13 protein-coding genes are annotated in these 13,483 nt (G+C 46.1%); 9 read left to right on the plus strand and 4 right to left on the minus strand.

All coding sequences use genetic code 11. The features are described from left to right. Window positions 1-320: 320 nt before the first annotated feature. The 6 genes from HH682_RS11290 to HH682_RS11315 all read left to right on the plus strand — a co-directional run bounded on the left by HH682_RS11290 (window position 321) and on the right by HH682_RS11315 (window position 5,932). Complete coding sequence (locus HH682_RS11290) at window positions 321-980, plus strand: OmpA family protein (protein ID WP_214237650.1); 660 nt, start codon at window positions 321-323, stop codon at window positions 978-980. Between the two features lie 20 nt (window positions 981-1,000). Beyond that, the gene (locus HH682_RS11295; RefSeq protein ID WP_250318678.1) at window positions 1,001-1,420 is read left to right on the plus strand and encodes a DUF2382 domain-containing protein; all 420 of its coding nucleotides are present in this window, start codon (window positions 1,001-1,003) and stop codon (window positions 1,418-1,420) included. 9 nt (window positions 1,421-1,429) lie between these two features. Next, window positions 1,430-2,215 carry a YsnF/AvaK domain-containing protein gene (locus HH682_RS11300; protein ID WP_214237652.1) on the plus strand — a complete coding sequence of 262 codons (786 nt, stop codon included), beginning with the start codon at window positions 1,430-1,432 and terminating at the stop codon, window positions 2,213-2,215. Between the two features lie 708 nt (window positions 2,216-2,923). After that, window positions 2,924-4,306 (plus strand): nucleobase:cation symporter-2 family protein, encoded by a 1,383-nt coding sequence (locus HH682_RS11305; RefSeq protein WP_214237653.1) that lies wholly within the window; start codon window positions 2,924-2,926, stop codon window positions 4,304-4,306. Between the two features lie 102 nt (window positions 4,307-4,408). Beyond that, window positions 4,409-5,071 carry a YecA/YgfB family protein gene (locus tag HH682_RS11310; protein ID WP_214237654.1) on the plus strand — a complete coding sequence of 221 codons (663 nt, stop codon included), beginning with the start codon at window positions 4,409-4,411 and terminating at the stop codon, window positions 5,069-5,071. An 18-nt stretch (window positions 5,072-5,089) separates the two neighbouring features. Beyond that, a complete protein-coding gene (locus tag HH682_RS11315; RefSeq protein WP_214237655.1) occupies window positions 5,090-5,932 on the plus strand; it encodes a GNAT family N-acetyltransferase in 843 nt (280 codons plus the stop codon). Between the two features lie 47 nt (window positions 5,933-5,979). Here HH682_RS11315 and rpoD read toward each other — a convergent pair whose 3' ends face one another. From rpoD to rpsU, 3 genes are all read right to left on the minus strand, one after another. Beyond that, window positions 5,980-7,824 (minus strand): RNA polymerase sigma factor RpoD, encoded by a 1,845-nt coding sequence (gene rpoD / locus HH682_RS11320; protein ID WP_214237656.1) that lies wholly within the window; start codon window positions 7,822-7,824, stop codon window positions 5,980-5,982. Between the two features lie 227 nt (window positions 7,825-8,051). Next, entirely contained in the window at window positions 8,052-9,797 is a 1,746-nt protein-coding gene (gene dnaG / locus HH682_RS11325; protein WP_214237657.1) for a DNA primase, read from the minus strand. Window positions 9,798-9,918: 121 nt separating this feature from the next. Beyond that, window positions 9,919-10,134: a 30S ribosomal protein S21 gene (gene rpsU, locus HH682_RS11330; protein WP_008103436.1), complete on the minus strand. Its 216-nt coding sequence runs from the start codon at window positions 10,132-10,134 to the stop codon at window positions 9,919-9,921. Window positions 10,135-10,413: 279 nt separating this feature from the next. Here rpsU and tsaD point away from each other — a divergent pair, with 279 nt between their 5' ends. Beyond that, a complete protein-coding gene (gene tsaD, locus HH682_RS11335; protein ID WP_214237658.1) occupies window positions 10,414-11,427 on the plus strand; it encodes a tRNA (adenosine(37)-N6)-threonylcarbamoyltransferase complex transferase subunit TsaD in 1,014 nt (337 codons plus the stop codon). 23 nt (window positions 11,428-11,450) lie between these two features. Here the strand turns inward: tsaD and plsY are convergent, their stop codons facing one another. Further along, the gene (plsY, locus tag HH682_RS11340; protein ID WP_214237659.1) at window positions 11,451-12,062 is read right to left on the minus strand and encodes a glycerol-3-phosphate 1-O-acyltransferase PlsY; all 612 of its coding nucleotides are present in this window, start codon (window positions 12,060-12,062) and stop codon (window positions 11,451-11,453) included. Window positions 12,063-12,170: 108 nt separating this feature from the next. Here plsY and folB point away from each other — a divergent pair, with 108 nt between their 5' ends. Both folB and bacA read left to right on the plus strand, forming a co-directional pair. Then, complete coding sequence (gene folB / locus HH682_RS11345) at window positions 12,171-12,533, plus strand: bifunctional dihydroneopterin aldolase/7,8-dihydroneopterin epimerase (RefSeq protein ID WP_214237660.1); 363 nt, start codon at window positions 12,171-12,173, stop codon at window positions 12,531-12,533. Window positions 12,534-12,590: 57 nt separating this feature from the next. Next, entirely contained in the window at window positions 12,591-13,409 is an 819-nt protein-coding gene (gene bacA, locus HH682_RS11350) for an undecaprenyl-diphosphate phosphatase (protein WP_214237661.1), read from the plus strand. Window positions 13,410-13,483: the final 74 nt, after the last annotated feature.

Below are 13,483 nucleotides of genomic sequence, written 5' to 3' on the forward strand. Positions count from 1 at the left end.
AGAACGCTAAAAGGCGCAGACTATACCAGTTCTTCCTGCGCAGCACTAATGAAGATTAACTGACTCATTTCATTGTCTTTTTAATTAATTATTCTAAAAATTTCCGATACAGATAATTCTTAACTTAACTTTTTTATAAAATATCTTTTACCTGTACCTATTATTAATTTCATGAGGTTATGACATTTAAAGGGGAAATTTTAAATTTTTGTTGCTTGATCTAATTCCAACTTGTTCTAGGATTAATGGTAAGTTTACGGAATACGAAACTTTTGTTTTTAACTTTATTAAATGATGCGTTGAATTAATTGAGGTGATTTATGGACAAAAGAACTGACAAGAAATTTGTGGACCCAGTTATCGATCAGCAAATTATTAAACAGAAGAAAGGCAAAGGGATTTGGTGGTTACTTTTAGCCATTATCATTATTATCCTCGCTATTTGGTTTAGTACCCAACGAAATAATAATGATGCTGCTCCGGCACCTTCATCCTCTTCGTCGGCAATGTCTCAACCCGCACAACAACCCGCGGTAACTAATGAGTCAACGTCACCTGCAGCACCGGCTGCCGATAGCGACAATACGCTAACTGCTCTGCAGCAATATTATGCAGGTGAAGGTAACGACGACAGCCAATGGATCGATTTGGACCAAGTGAGCTTTGCTACCGGTAATGCAGCACCCTCGGTCACTGACGAACAGTCTCTGAACCAAGTGGCTTCCTTAATTAGTCAACACCCTGATCACAGCATCATCGTGCGTGGTTTTACAGATAGCACCGGTAATGAAGCGATTAACCAACCGCTTTCGGGTCAACGCGCCAACGCTATTAAAGACTGGTTAACCCAACACGGCGTTGACAGTTCTAAAATCACTATTGATGGTCAAGGTGCAGACCACGCTGTTGCAAATAATGACACCGCACAAGGTCGTGATCAAAACCGTCGTGTGGCGATTCAAGTTAAAGCGGCTCAATAAGCTATCGGGGAATAAGTGTGATGAATTCTGATAAGCACCCAGATATAAAGAGCACTCCCAATGAACAGCCAGAGGAATTCATTATTCCTCTGGCGGAAGAAAGAATAGAAATTGAAAAGAAACAGTATGTTAAAAGTCAATTTCAGGTTGAAAGAAAAACGGAAGTAAAAAAAGCCCCGATTAATGAACAATTAATTAGTCGTCAGGCAGAAATAAAACATGTCCCTATTGGTCAATATATTTCTGATATTCCTCAGGTACGTGAAGAGAATGGGGTGAAAATCATTCCAATCTTTGAAGAACATATAGAAATAGTGAAAAAAATATATCTTAAGGAGGAGATTAGAATAGAGAGTCATGAGAGTGTAAGCGAATTTAAATCCGAAGAAACGCTGAAGTATCAGACCGTTTCACAAAAAAGAATATCCACCGATAAATGAGGTAAAAATATGTCTAGCGAAAAAATTGTCACATTATTTGATACTGTTGAACATGCACAAGCGGCTGAACGTAATCTCATTAAAGCTGACTTTAAAGAAAGCGATATCAGTGTGATCCATGGCCGCGACCTCGATAGCGACAGCACCGTTTTCAAAGATACGAGTATTTGGAAGCGCCTGTTTGGAAACGATGTTGAAGAAGAACATGCGGAGCTTTATAGCGAAGCCCTCCATAAAAATGGTGCAGTCTTAACAGTCGTTGCGCATGGCGAAGATGAGCATGCTAAAGCGCTAGCGATTCTGAATCGTCACCAATTGGTAGACGTACCAGCGAAAGCGCGCGGTACAGAAACCGCTGCTGCACCGGTTGCACCGACGCCACGTGATACCCGTCCACATCTGACCGGTAATGAAACGAAAGACGAAATCCTACAACTGGCAAAAGAAGAGTTAGAAGTCGGTAAGCGTTTAGTGAAAGAGGGGACCACCCGTATTCGCCGTTACGTTACCACTGAAGATGTTTCTCAGAAGGTTAATCTTCGTGAGCAACATGCTGAAGTCGTCCGCAACTCGGTAAACCGTCCAGTGACGGGTAAAGACATTGATTGGAGCGAGAAAAGTGTAGTGGTTGACGAATTATCAGAGAAGCCAGTCGTTAATAAAACTGCACACGTTGTTGAAGAAGTTGTGGTGAAGAAAGTTAACACCAACCATGATGAAGAGATCAAAGATACAGTTCGTCAGCAACATGCTGAAGTTGAACGGTTACGTAACGAAGAAAATCTGAAGAAGTAATCCTTTTATGAGTGATAGAACCCGGAGAAAGCCGGGTTTTTTTATGCACTTTTTACTGATGCTTTTAGGTTAAGTACTGGATAAATTCCCCTTATATTTCCAATACGGAAACTATCATCAAGGCTCTGGTAAGCCAACTTGTCAGTGAAAGGAACGCTAGTATTGTTGAGTGAAACCATCATCTTGACGTTAACCTAGCGCTACTGGCCGATAGAGTCTGGTCAAGCGTCATAGAAACTCGACGTTGCGCGGCTAATGGTAATGTATGCGGAATGGTTACGTTATTCTCGATTGTCTAAAAGTGGCGCAGCAAAGGTCAATGCAGGCAGCGGCGATGGCGTCGTAGAGAGAGTCTTTGGCTGATAACGCTGAAGGGATTGCAACTGAGTTGAGGGGGGCATTGCGTTGTATCCGACCGCAAATGTCTGCGCAACGAAGGGAATCACTGTAGCGGCATAAGCGGTTTTCTAGGAACAACCAGGAAGCAGCACTGTCATCCTAAATTGCCGTTCTTTGGTGCAAGGTCAATTAATGGTGCATAGCCATAGAGCAATTCTGTAATTTTTAACGTAATAAAAAAATAACTGGTATTTTTGTTTCATAATTATTATCTATAATTCAATTGATTAGTCTTTAATAAAAGAGTCTATTTAGGTTTGGCCTAGAAATTGCAAAAAAAATTTCATTGCAACTATTGGAGCCAAGACCATGGAACAGCCTACTCGCCCACATCAACTTCTCTACGGCTTAAACGAGAAAATGCCTCTCACGGCGGGGCTGTTTACCGCAATCCAACATATTTTGGCGAGTATTGTCGGGGTGATCACGCCCCCCTTAATTATTGGCTCAACCTTGGGGCTAAATAGCTACTTACCTTACTTAATTAGCATGTCATTGTTTGCATCGGGTCTGGGTACCATCGTGCAGGCGGGACGCTTTATGAAAGTTGGCGCGGGTATGATTTGCTTACAAGGGACAAGTTTTGCCTTCTTAGGCGTGATTATCTCCGGGGGACTGGCGATGAAACAGCAAGGGGTTTTACCTGAAGATATCTTGGCGATGATCTTCGGCTCCAGCTTGGTCGCGGCATTAATCCCGATTATCGTCAGTCGCTTTATTCACCTTTTTGCTAAAATCCTGACTCCGCTAGTGACGGGTATTGTTATCGTATTAATTGGGATTAGCCTCGTAAAAGTGAGTGTCACCGATTGGGGTGGTGGGGCGACCGCCACTGATTTCGGTGCGCCTTCTCACTTATTACTGGGGGGGATTACCTTAGCCGTGATCATTGCCCTAAATTGCTGCAAATCACCTTGGCTGCGTCTTTCATCTATTGTCAGTGGTATTGCATTAGGGACAATTATTGCTGCTTGGCAAGGAAGCTTCCACCCACAACTATCCTTTGCTGGCCCGGCAATCACTTTACCTATTCCTTTCCGTTTTGGCTTTGCCTTCAGTTGGAGCATGTTCGTTCCCATCGCCCTGGTTGCCTTAATTGCCATTATCGAAGCAGTAGGGGATTTAACAGCAAACTGTATGATCTCCCAGCAACCGCTAGAAGGCCCTGAATTTACCCAACGTATTAAGGGCGGAATTATTGGCGATGGGGTAAGTTGCTTAATCGCGGCGACTTTTAACTCTTTTCCTAATACAACCTTTGCCCAAAATAACGGTGTGATTCAGATGACCCAAGTGGCCAGCCGTTATGCAGGATATTGGATTGGCGGGCTTTTACTGCTGCTCAGTTTCTTCCCTATGTTCAGTCATATCTTACAACAGCTACCAAAGCCGGTACTGGGGGGCGCGACATTAGTGATGTTCGGCAACGTGATTGCCGCGGGAATCCGTATCATGACCCGCGAAGCCTTAGATAATCGGAGTATGTTAATTATCGCCATCGCCTTTGGTGTTGGATTAGGTATTGAGGCGCAACCCGATATCATTCGTGGACTGCCGGTCTTTTTACAAAGCCTGATGCATGGTGCAGTGACCAGCGGTGGCTTAGTCGCGATACTATTAAATATCCTACTCCCTAAGGCAGGCATCGCACCCTTTAAGGCTAAAGTACTCCCTGCGACCCACGTGGAATAATACGCAATGACAGTGAGCTAAATTTAGCGTGCTAAACGCTTCGCTGTTATGATAGGCCTTTCAGGCGCTTCTTGCGCCTGTTGTATTTGCGGAGAAGAGAAAATGAAACAAGGCCCACTCACAGAAAACGAATTGCAATGGCTTGATGATACGCTAGAGCAGTATGCAAGTGAAAACTCAGTGATTGATATTTCCGAACTTGATGGCTACCTCACCGCAATTCTTTCTGCTCCGGTCGCTATCGAGCCTGAATATTGGATGGTTGCGTTATGGGGCGGCGAAAAGCAGATACCGCAATGGAAAACGAGTCGTGAACGTAACCGCTTTATGGATCTCACTTTCCAACATATGGCGGATATTGAAGAGCGTTTAGTCGATTTTCCTGAGCAATTTGAACCGCTGTTTGGCGAGCAAGAGTTGGAAGGACAAAGCTTTACGGTGATTGGGGATTGGTGCTACGGCTATATGCGCGGTATCGGCCTAGCGAAGCTGCAGCCGGTGTCGGAACAATTACACTCAGCGTACCAATTAATTGCCTTACATGGTTCTGAAGCTCATGCTGAGGAAGTGAATACGCTAACGGCTGAGCAATTTGAAGAACATATTGATGCAATTCCTGCAGCAGTGTTAGATCTTTACCAATATTGGTCATTTCATGCGAAGCAAAATGCGCCACAACCGAAGATCGTCGAAACCAAAGTGGGGCGTAATGAGCCCTGTCCATGTGGCAGCGGTAAAAAATTTAAGCAGTGCTGCCTTCATTAAAGGCTGAGGTTAACCCCGATGCAGCTTCGTAAATTGCACTATACCGATGCCGCTGCAGGCTTTCGTTTAACCCAACAGTATGGTTGGCCACACCGCTTAGTCGATTGGCAATTGCTATTAACCCTAGGCGAAGGCTATGCCATAGAACATGACGGTCAGGTGATTGGTACGGTTATGGCCTGGTGCTGGGACGAGCATCATGCCTCGGTTGGCGTTGTTGTGGTCGATAAGGCTTGGCAGGGGAAGGGGATTGGGACGCAATTAATGCTCGCCTTGATGGCGGACTATCCTGAGCAGCAATTACGGCTGCATGCTACCCCACAGGGAGCGAGCCTGTATACTAAATTAGGTTTCGCTCCATGCGGTATGCTATCTCAGTTCCAGACACCGCAGCTACCGACAATTCCTTCACCAGAATTGCCTGAAGGTTATCAGGTTAGGTTAGCGACCGATGACCAGCGCCCGCAGTTAGCACAGTTAGCGTATTGTGCGACAGGAATGAAACGCCCGCAGCTTTACGACTATTTGTTACGTGAGCAGCGTGTCTTTATCCTGACGGATCAGCAAGGTGAAATCCTTGGCTCAATTGGCTGTCACCGCTTTGGTCGCGGGTTTTCTCTCGGTCCTTACTATGTTAAGGATAGCGGTATCCTCACGTTACTTCTTCAAGCGGCTTTCAGCTGTTTAGCTGGAGAGTTTGTGAGGCTGGATATTGATGAGCAGTGGGTGAGTGAAGCGTGGTTAACGCAATGGGCCTTGCAGCGAGTCGATGTACTCCAAGTAATGGTCAGAGCGGGTAAGGTCCCCCCCTTTACGCCGACAGCCGTTCATGTTTCAGTGATGACGCCAGCGTTGGGGTAAGCAAAAAAAAGCCCTTCACTAGGAAGGGCTGATTGAGTCAGTTTGGCTTATTCGTCAAGGAAGCTGCGCAGCACTTCTGAGCGGCTTGGGTGGCGAAGTTTACGCAACGCTTTGGCTTCAATCTGACGGATACGCTCACGCGTAACATCAAACTGTTTACCTACCTCTTCCAGCGTGTGGTCGGTGTTCATATCGATACCAAAACGCATACGCAGTACCTTCGCTTCACGAGCGGTCAAACCAGCCAGAACATCATGGGTGGCTGAGCGTAAGCTTTCTGAAGTTGCCGAGTCTAATGGCAGTTCAAGCGTAGTATCTTCAATGAAATCACCTAAGTGCGAATCTTCATCATCACCAATTGGCGTTTCCATGGAGATTGGCTCTTTCGCAATTTTTAATACCTTACGGATCTTATCTTCAGGCATTAGCATGCGTTCAGCTAACTCTTCTGGAGAAGGCTCGCGTCCCATCTCTTGCAGCATTTGCCGTGAAATACGGTTCAGCTTGTTGATAGTCTCAATCATATGCACTGGGATACGAATGGTACGAGCTTGGTCAGCAATCGAACGGGTAATGGCTTGTCGAATCCACCAAGTTGCATAAGTTGAGAACTTATAGCCGCGACGGTATTCAAATTTATCAACCGCCTTCATCAGGCCAATGTTACCTTCTTGAATCAGATCCAAGAATTGTAATCCACGGTTGGTGTACTTTTTAGCAATAGAGATCACGAGACGTAAGTTTGCTTCTACCATCTCTTTCTTCGCACGGCGCGCTTTCGCTTCACCGATCGACATACGACGGTTAATATCTTTAACTTGCTCGATGGTCAGGCCAGTCTCTGCTTCAATTTGTACTAGCTTATGCACAAAACGTTGGATCTCTTCTTCGTTTTGTTTTAATGCCTCGCCCCATGGTTTTTTCATTGCCAGTGCGGCTTCAAACCAAGTTGGGCTTGTTTCATTACCGGTAAATAGGGTAATGAAGTTCTTTTTCGGCATTTTGCTGAGTTCAACACAGATCTTCATGATAGTACGTTCTTGTAAACGAACGCGGTCCATCATTTGACGCATATTGTTGACGAGGTAATCGAACTGCTTCGGTACTAAACGGAACTGCTTAAAGACTTCAGAAAGATTATTGATCTCTTTCACTGCATCTTTGTGGCTGCGACCTTTGGATTTGATCACATCACGGGTCGTTTCATACTGAGTGCGAAGCTCTGTAAATTTCTCGCGCGCCAATTCTGGGTCGATAGAGTTATCGTCTTCGCTGCTATCATCATCACCGTCTTCGTCTTCATCTTCGTCATCATCGCGGTCTTCTTCAGACAGCTCAGACCCGACGTGAGTCGCGGTAGGGGCGATATCTTCTTCAGCGTTAGGATCAACAAATCCAGTAATAATATCGGAGAGTCTTGCTTCTTCAGCTTCCACTCGGTCGTACTGTTCCAGCAAGTAAGTAATAGCTTCTGGGTATTCAGCAACCGAACATTGCACTTGGTTAATCCCATCTTCGATACGCTTAGCGATATCGATTTCACCTTCACGGGTTAACAGTTCAACGGTTCCCATTTCGCGCATATACATACGCACTGGGTCAGTGGTCCGGCCAATTTCCGATTCAACACTCGACAGCACCTGAGCGGCGGCTTCTGCAGCATCTTCGTCAGTATCTGTGCTGTTTTCATTCAACATCAAGTCATCGGCATCAGGGGCTTCTTCCATCACCTGAATACCCATGTCGTTGATCATCTGAATGATGTCTTCAATCTGATCGGAGTCGACAATATCTTCCGGCAGATGGTCATTGACCTCAGCATAGGTCAGATAGCCTTGCTCCTTACCACGGGTGACAAGTAGCTTGAGCTGTGACTGCGGGTTTTGCTCCATAAGACGGTATCCACACTTCTGTTAGTATAAAGAGGTAATTGGCAGAACCAATTAAACTGTAAAGGCGTTTAAGGGGCTGCAGCCTTTGCGCAGCAACGGGCATCAGCCCTCAATAATCGGCACTTAAGCCGCAGGATATAAGTACTTTCGCAATTCTGTAACTGTCATTATAGTGCCACTCTGTCAATTATGTCAGAGTGATGACGTAAACTTTGCCAAGATTCTGGCTATTTTTTCGCTAACGCGGTAACAAGAGCTTGTAACTCTTGCCGTTCTGCTTTACTCAACCCCGCTGTGCGTTCGCGAGCAATCAGAGATTCTAAACGTTGTTCAAGTGCAACATTGTAAATACTGGCAAGAGAGTCGATAAATACCGCTTCAACTTCTTCATCCACTATCATATGGTGCCAAGTGGCTAGTGTTTCAAGGGTCTGGCGCAATTCGTTATCACGATAATGCTCCAACACTTGTCCGGTGGTAATACCCGGGTGTGCAGTACAGAAGGCAACCAGTTCAACAAACAGAGGCAACCCAGGCAGTTTTACCTCTTTTAGCGCATCCAAAGCTGGCACGGCACTGACCAAACTCGGGCGCTGAAGCAGTAAAGCAATCAGTACACGCATCGTGGTCCGTTTTAGCGCTGGAGCGGGCGTTGAACTTTGGCTCGTACCCTGTTGGGGTAACAACTTTTCTAACTGCTGATCATCCAAAATACCGAGCTTTTGCCCAAGCACTTGACGGAGGTAAATTCGTAACGTTCCGCCCGGAACTTGGTTAATCAGTGGTATCGCTAAATGGCTTAGTCGCGCTCTTCCTTCACGGCTACTTAGGTCAACCTGGGGCAACAAGGTGTCGAATAGAAAATCAGACAAACTGGTCGCACTTTTGACCCGTTGCTCAAAGGCAGCTTTACCCTCTTTACGGATCAGGGTATCTGGGTCTTCACCATCCGGCAGAAACATAAATTTCAATTGGCGCCCATCACTGAGATAGGGCAGAGCTGTTTCTAGAGCCCGCCAAGCAGCTTCGCGCCCAGCGCGGTCGCCGTCATAACAGCAGACAATATTCTCCGTATTCCGGTAAAGTAATTGAATATGTTCACTGGTTGTTGAAGTTCCTAGGGAGGCAACGGCGTAATCGACACCATATTGCGCTAAGGCGACAACATCCATATACCCTTCAACCACTAAAATATGTGTTGGAGCGTTATGGGCCTGACTGACTTCATACAGGCCGTAGAGCTGACGACTTTTATGGAAAATCGATGTCTCTGGCGAGTTTAAATATTTGGGTATTTCATCGTTTAAAACTCGTCCACCAAAGCCAATCACTCGGCCACGTTTATCTCGTATCGGGAACATTATACGGTCACGGAAACGGTCATAATGCTGACCATTCTCTTTGGTGACCAACATACCGGCTTCAACCAAAGATTGCCGATCGTCGTTATTTTTTCCAAAACGTTTAAGCGCGTTATCCCATCCAGCGGGCGCATAGCCAATCGCAAATTGCGTCGTGACTGCCTCGCTGAGGCCTCGTTTCTCTAAATATCCTGACGCCGAGGTGGATGTCGGCTGAGCCAATGCCTGTTGGTAAAATTGGCTCAATCCGTCCAGCAATTGGTAAAGGCTTTGCCGTTTATGACGTTCCATCGGTGTCGCGGATTGCCCGGTTTCGTGAGGAACCTCTAAGCCATGTATGGTGGCTAACTCTTCAATGGTTTCGACAAAATCGAGTCGATCAAAGTTCATCAAGAAATCGATAGCGTTACCGTGTGCACCACAGCCGAAGCAATGGTAAAACTGCTTATCGCTGTTCACAGTAAAAGAGGGTGTTTTTTCGTTATGAAAGGGGCAGCAAGCGTGAAAGTTTTTACCTTGTTTCTTGAGGCGTACTCGCGCATCGACGATGTCGACAATGTCGGTTCGCGCTAACAAGTCATTGATAAAACTACTTGGTATTCTACCAGCCATGACACCTGTTTTTATGCTTACAAACGACAATAAGCCGCGCTTCCTTTCGGAAAGCACGGCCTGATACTTGACTCGGTCTGCGTAAAATACGCAATGGAGAAGAAAACTCCTCCGAAACTACTTAGTACAGACGAGTGCGGCGTGCGTTTTCGCGAGCCAATTTTTTGGCGTGACGCTTAACTGCAGACGCTTTAGCGCGCTTACGTTCAGTCGTAGGTTTTTCATAAAACTCACGGCTACGAACTTCAGCTAGAACGCCTGCTTTTTCACAGGAACGCTTGAAGCGACGTAGTGCTACGTCAAATGGCTCGTTTTCACGTACTTTAATTACCGGCATGTAACTCTCACCTCGATAAATTCGATTTCGACTGGCTGTCTCGCCAGCATATTTCAAAATGGTGCAGCATTTTACTTCAGCATGACCTGTAAAGTAAAGCACCATGAACAATTTCAAACCAACGGAACAATGCCTGTGCAGTGGATGCCGGTTTTAGGAAGGCGCAAATTATAGCCTAAACTCCTCTGCAAGGTCGATAATTATTTAATTGCTCAGCTTTGCATTATTCGCATAACGGCTCGCTGTGTTACACTGCGGGCAATGAGTGAGGGGAAAATCATGCGTATATTAGGTATAGAAACATCTTGCGATGAGACCGGTGTAGCCATCTATGATGAAGCAGCGGGACTACTCGCTAATCAACTTTATAGCCAAGTGGAGCTCCATGCCGATTATGGTGGCGTGGTACCGGAACTGGCTTCTCGCGACCATGTCCGCAAATTACTACCATTGATAGATGCGGCATTACAAGAAGCTAATCTGACTAGCAACGATATTGATGCTGTTGCCTATACCGCCGGTCCAGGTTTGGTCGGTGCCTTAATGGTCGGGGCGACCGTTGGGCGTTCTCTCGCGTTTGCATGGAATGTACCCGCTGTTGCCGTCCATCATATGGAAGGGCATCTGCTCGCGCCAATGTTAGAAGAGACTCCTCCCTCATTTCCTTTTGTTGCACTGCTCGTTTCGGGTGGTCATACGCAGTTAATCAGTGTCACGGCGATCGGTGAATATCAATTGTTGGGTGAGTCGATCGATGATGCGGCGGGCGAAGCCTTTGACAAAACCGCAAAATTATTAGGGTTAGATTATCCTGGCGGACCGCGATTAGCGAAAATGGCGGCAACGGGAACGATCGGACGTTTCACTTTCCCGCGTCCTATGACCGATCGCCCTGGACTCGATTTTAGTTTTTCAGGACTAAAAACCTTTGCGGCGAACACCATACGCGCCAATCCTAGCGATGCGCAGACCCACGCTGATATTGCCCGGGCTTTCGAAGATGCGGTCGTCGACACGTTATTGATTAAATGTAAGCGTGCGCTGCAGCAGACAGGATTTAAGAATCTGGTAATTGCCGGAGGCGTAAGCGCTAACCAAAACCTGCGTGAAAAATTGTCAGCCATGATGATCGGACGTGGGGGTGAGGTCTTTTATGCTCGGCCCGCTTTTTGTACCGATAATGGCGCGATGATAGCTTATGCGGGGATGGTGCGATTAAAGGCAGGGTCCACGGCAGATACTCGTATCACCGTTCGCCCACGATGGCCATTATCTGAATTGACTCCGATTTAATCATTGTAACCCGGCTCGCCGGGTTATTTTTTCTTTAGACAAAACCAGCGACGTTTCAGTAATTTCTTTTCATCCCCCCGCCATAGCCGTTGAATATTCTCGTGGTGCCGCAACAAAATGAGGCAGGAGAGCATGGCGACTGGAAAGGTAAATTGCGGTTTAAACCACCAAACATAAAATGGGGCAACCAGCGCGCTGAGAATTGCAGCAAGGGATGCATAACCACTGAGAAATACGGTTAATAGCCAAGTCCCAATCAATAACACACTTAGATCTAAGCCGATAGGCGCTATGGCTCCCAACGCCGTTGCCACACCTTTACCGCCTTGGAATTTAAAAAACACGGGGTAGATGTGACCAAGGCAAGCGGCAATCGCGACCAAGCCCAAGATCATTGAAGGAAGATGGAGATGGTATGCTAACCAGACGGGGAGCATACCTTTGATGACATCAAACAAGAGTACGCCAAGCGCGGCGATGCGGCCACCGAGGCGCAATACATTGGTGGCACCAGGGTTACCAGAACCGCTAAGGCGAGGATCAGGCAGGCGTGCGATTGTACAGATCACGATAGCGCTCGATATCGATCCACAAAGGTAGGCAAATATAATCATTCCTACGGCGATAGCTGTCATAATATTCCCACCTGAGAGGTGTAAAGTTGTTAGCAATAGCTAAGATAATACGCATAAATATCGTTGAGTGGTATCACCGAGGCATCATTAAACAAAGAGAGTTGATAGATGGATATTGTTTTTATTGAGCAGTTAACTGTATTTACCACTATTGGTGCGTTTGATTGGGAGCAACAGATCACTCAAAAGTTATTAGTGGATATTGAACTTGCATGGGATAACCGTTTGGCGGCTAAAAGCGATGATGTGAATGACTGCTTGAGTTATGCCGAGGTTGCCCAAGCGGTGTTGCGGCATCTTGAGAATCAGCGTTTCGCATTGGTCGAGCGAGTTGCTGAAGAAGTGGCTGAGTTATTGATGCGTGAGTTTGCTACGCCAGGAGTACGCATTACCGTCAACAAACCGGGAGCCGTTGCTCAAGCTCGTAGCGTTGGTGTTAAAATTACCCGCGGTATTTTCCCTCAATATTAAAATATAAATAAATTTTTTTCTTTTCTTATTTTTAGGTCATGACAAGAGGAATGAGTAATGATAGATATTCACCCGTTGGGTGTGGCGACGCTGCTCGGTATCGTCGAGGGGCTAACTGAATTTCTTCCCGTCTCATCGACGGGGCATTTAATTATAGTGGGTCACTTATTAGGTTTTCAGGGTGATAAAGCCGAAACCTTTGAGATAGTCATTCAATTAGGATCGATTCTCGCGGTAGTGGTAATGTTCTGGCGTCGTTTATTTGGACTCATCGGAATTCACTTTGGAAAAGTGCCGCATGAAGGGGTCGGACAAGGGCGGTTGTCTCTTATCCATATTCTCTGCGGGATGCTCCCGGCCGTAGTCTTAGGGTTAGTGTTTCACGATAAAATCAAGGCCTTATTTACCCCACAGAATGTCTTCTATTCATTAATTGCCGGCGGTATTTTATTAATCGCCGCAGAGTGGCTGAAGCCCGCTAAACCCAAAGCGGTAGGCGTTGATGACATATCTTATCGACAAGCTTTTTTAATCGGCTGCTTCCAATGCTTGGCGTTATGGCCTGGCTTTTCCCGCTCAGGATCGACCATTAGCGGCGGATTGTTAGTTGGTGTTAGCCGTTTTGCTGCCTCTGAGTTCTCATTTTTACTCGCAGTACCCATGATGATTGGCGCAACAGGCCTTGATTTAGTGAAGAGTATCGGACTTCTATCGTTGAGTGATTTACCGATGTTCGCCACCGGTTTTCTTGCGGCCTTTTTAGTTGCCTTGTTAGCGATAAAAGTTTTCCTTACCGTGATTAAGCGTATCTCTTTTATCGCATTCGCGATTTATCGCTTCTTCGTGGCATTACTGGTGTGGTATGTGTTTATGTAGGTGATTAGAAACTTTATTGACTAATAAAGCGGATTCATTTGTGGGGGGAGGAGCGGTATTCTTTACCTAAATAT

This window comes from Rosenbergiella gaditana (assembly GCF_018494065.1).
Taxonomy (GTDB): Bacteria; Pseudomonadota; Gammaproteobacteria; order Enterobacterales; family Enterobacteriaceae; genus Rosenbergiella; species Rosenbergiella gaditana.

Excerpts from the sequence above, each read along its gene's own strand:
- HH682_RS11290 (WP_214237650.1), top strand. The coding sequence starts at position 321 with ATGGACAAAAGAACTGACAAGAAATTTGTGGACCCAGTTATCGATCAG.
- HH682_RS11300 (WP_214237652.1), top strand. The coding sequence starts at position 1,430 with ATGTCTAGCGAAAAAATTGTCACATTATTTGATACTGTTGAACATGCA.
- folB (WP_214237660.1), top strand. The coding sequence starts at position 12,171 with ATGGATATTGTTTTTATTGAGCAGTTAACTGTATTTACCACTATTGGT.
- HH682_RS11305 (WP_214237653.1), top strand. The coding sequence starts at position 2,924 with ATGGAACAGCCTACTCGCCCACATCAACTTCTCTACGGCTTAAACGAG.
- HH682_RS11295 (WP_250318678.1), top strand. The coding sequence starts at position 1,001 with ATGAATTCTGATAAGCACCCAGATATAAAGAGCACTCCCAATGAACAG.
- dnaG (WP_214237657.1), bottom strand. The coding sequence starts at position 9,797 with ATGGCTGGTAGAATACCAAGTAGTTTTATCAATGACTTGTTAGCGCGA.
- plsY (WP_214237659.1), bottom strand. The coding sequence starts at position 12,062 with ATGACAGCTATCGCCGTAGGAATGATTATATTTGCCTACCTTTGTGGA.
- rpsU (WP_008103436.1), bottom strand. The coding sequence starts at position 10,134 with ATGCCGGTAATTAAAGTACGTGAAAACGAGCCATTTGACGTAGCACTA.
- rpoD (WP_214237656.1), bottom strand. The coding sequence starts at position 7,824 with ATGGAGCAAAACCCGCAGTCACAGCTCAAGCTACTTGTCACCCGTGGT.
- HH682_RS11310 (WP_214237654.1), top strand. The coding sequence starts at position 4,409 with ATGAAACAAGGCCCACTCACAGAAAACGAATTGCAATGGCTTGATGAT.
- HH682_RS11315 (WP_214237655.1), top strand. The coding sequence starts at position 5,090 with ATGCAGCTTCGTAAATTGCACTATACCGATGCCGCTGCAGGCTTTCGT.
- bacA (WP_214237661.1), top strand. The coding sequence starts at position 12,591 with ATGATAGATATTCACCCGTTGGGTGTGGCGACGCTGCTCGGTATCGTC.
- tsaD (WP_214237658.1), top strand. The coding sequence starts at position 10,414 with ATGCGTATATTAGGTATAGAAACATCTTGCGATGAGACCGGTGTAGCC.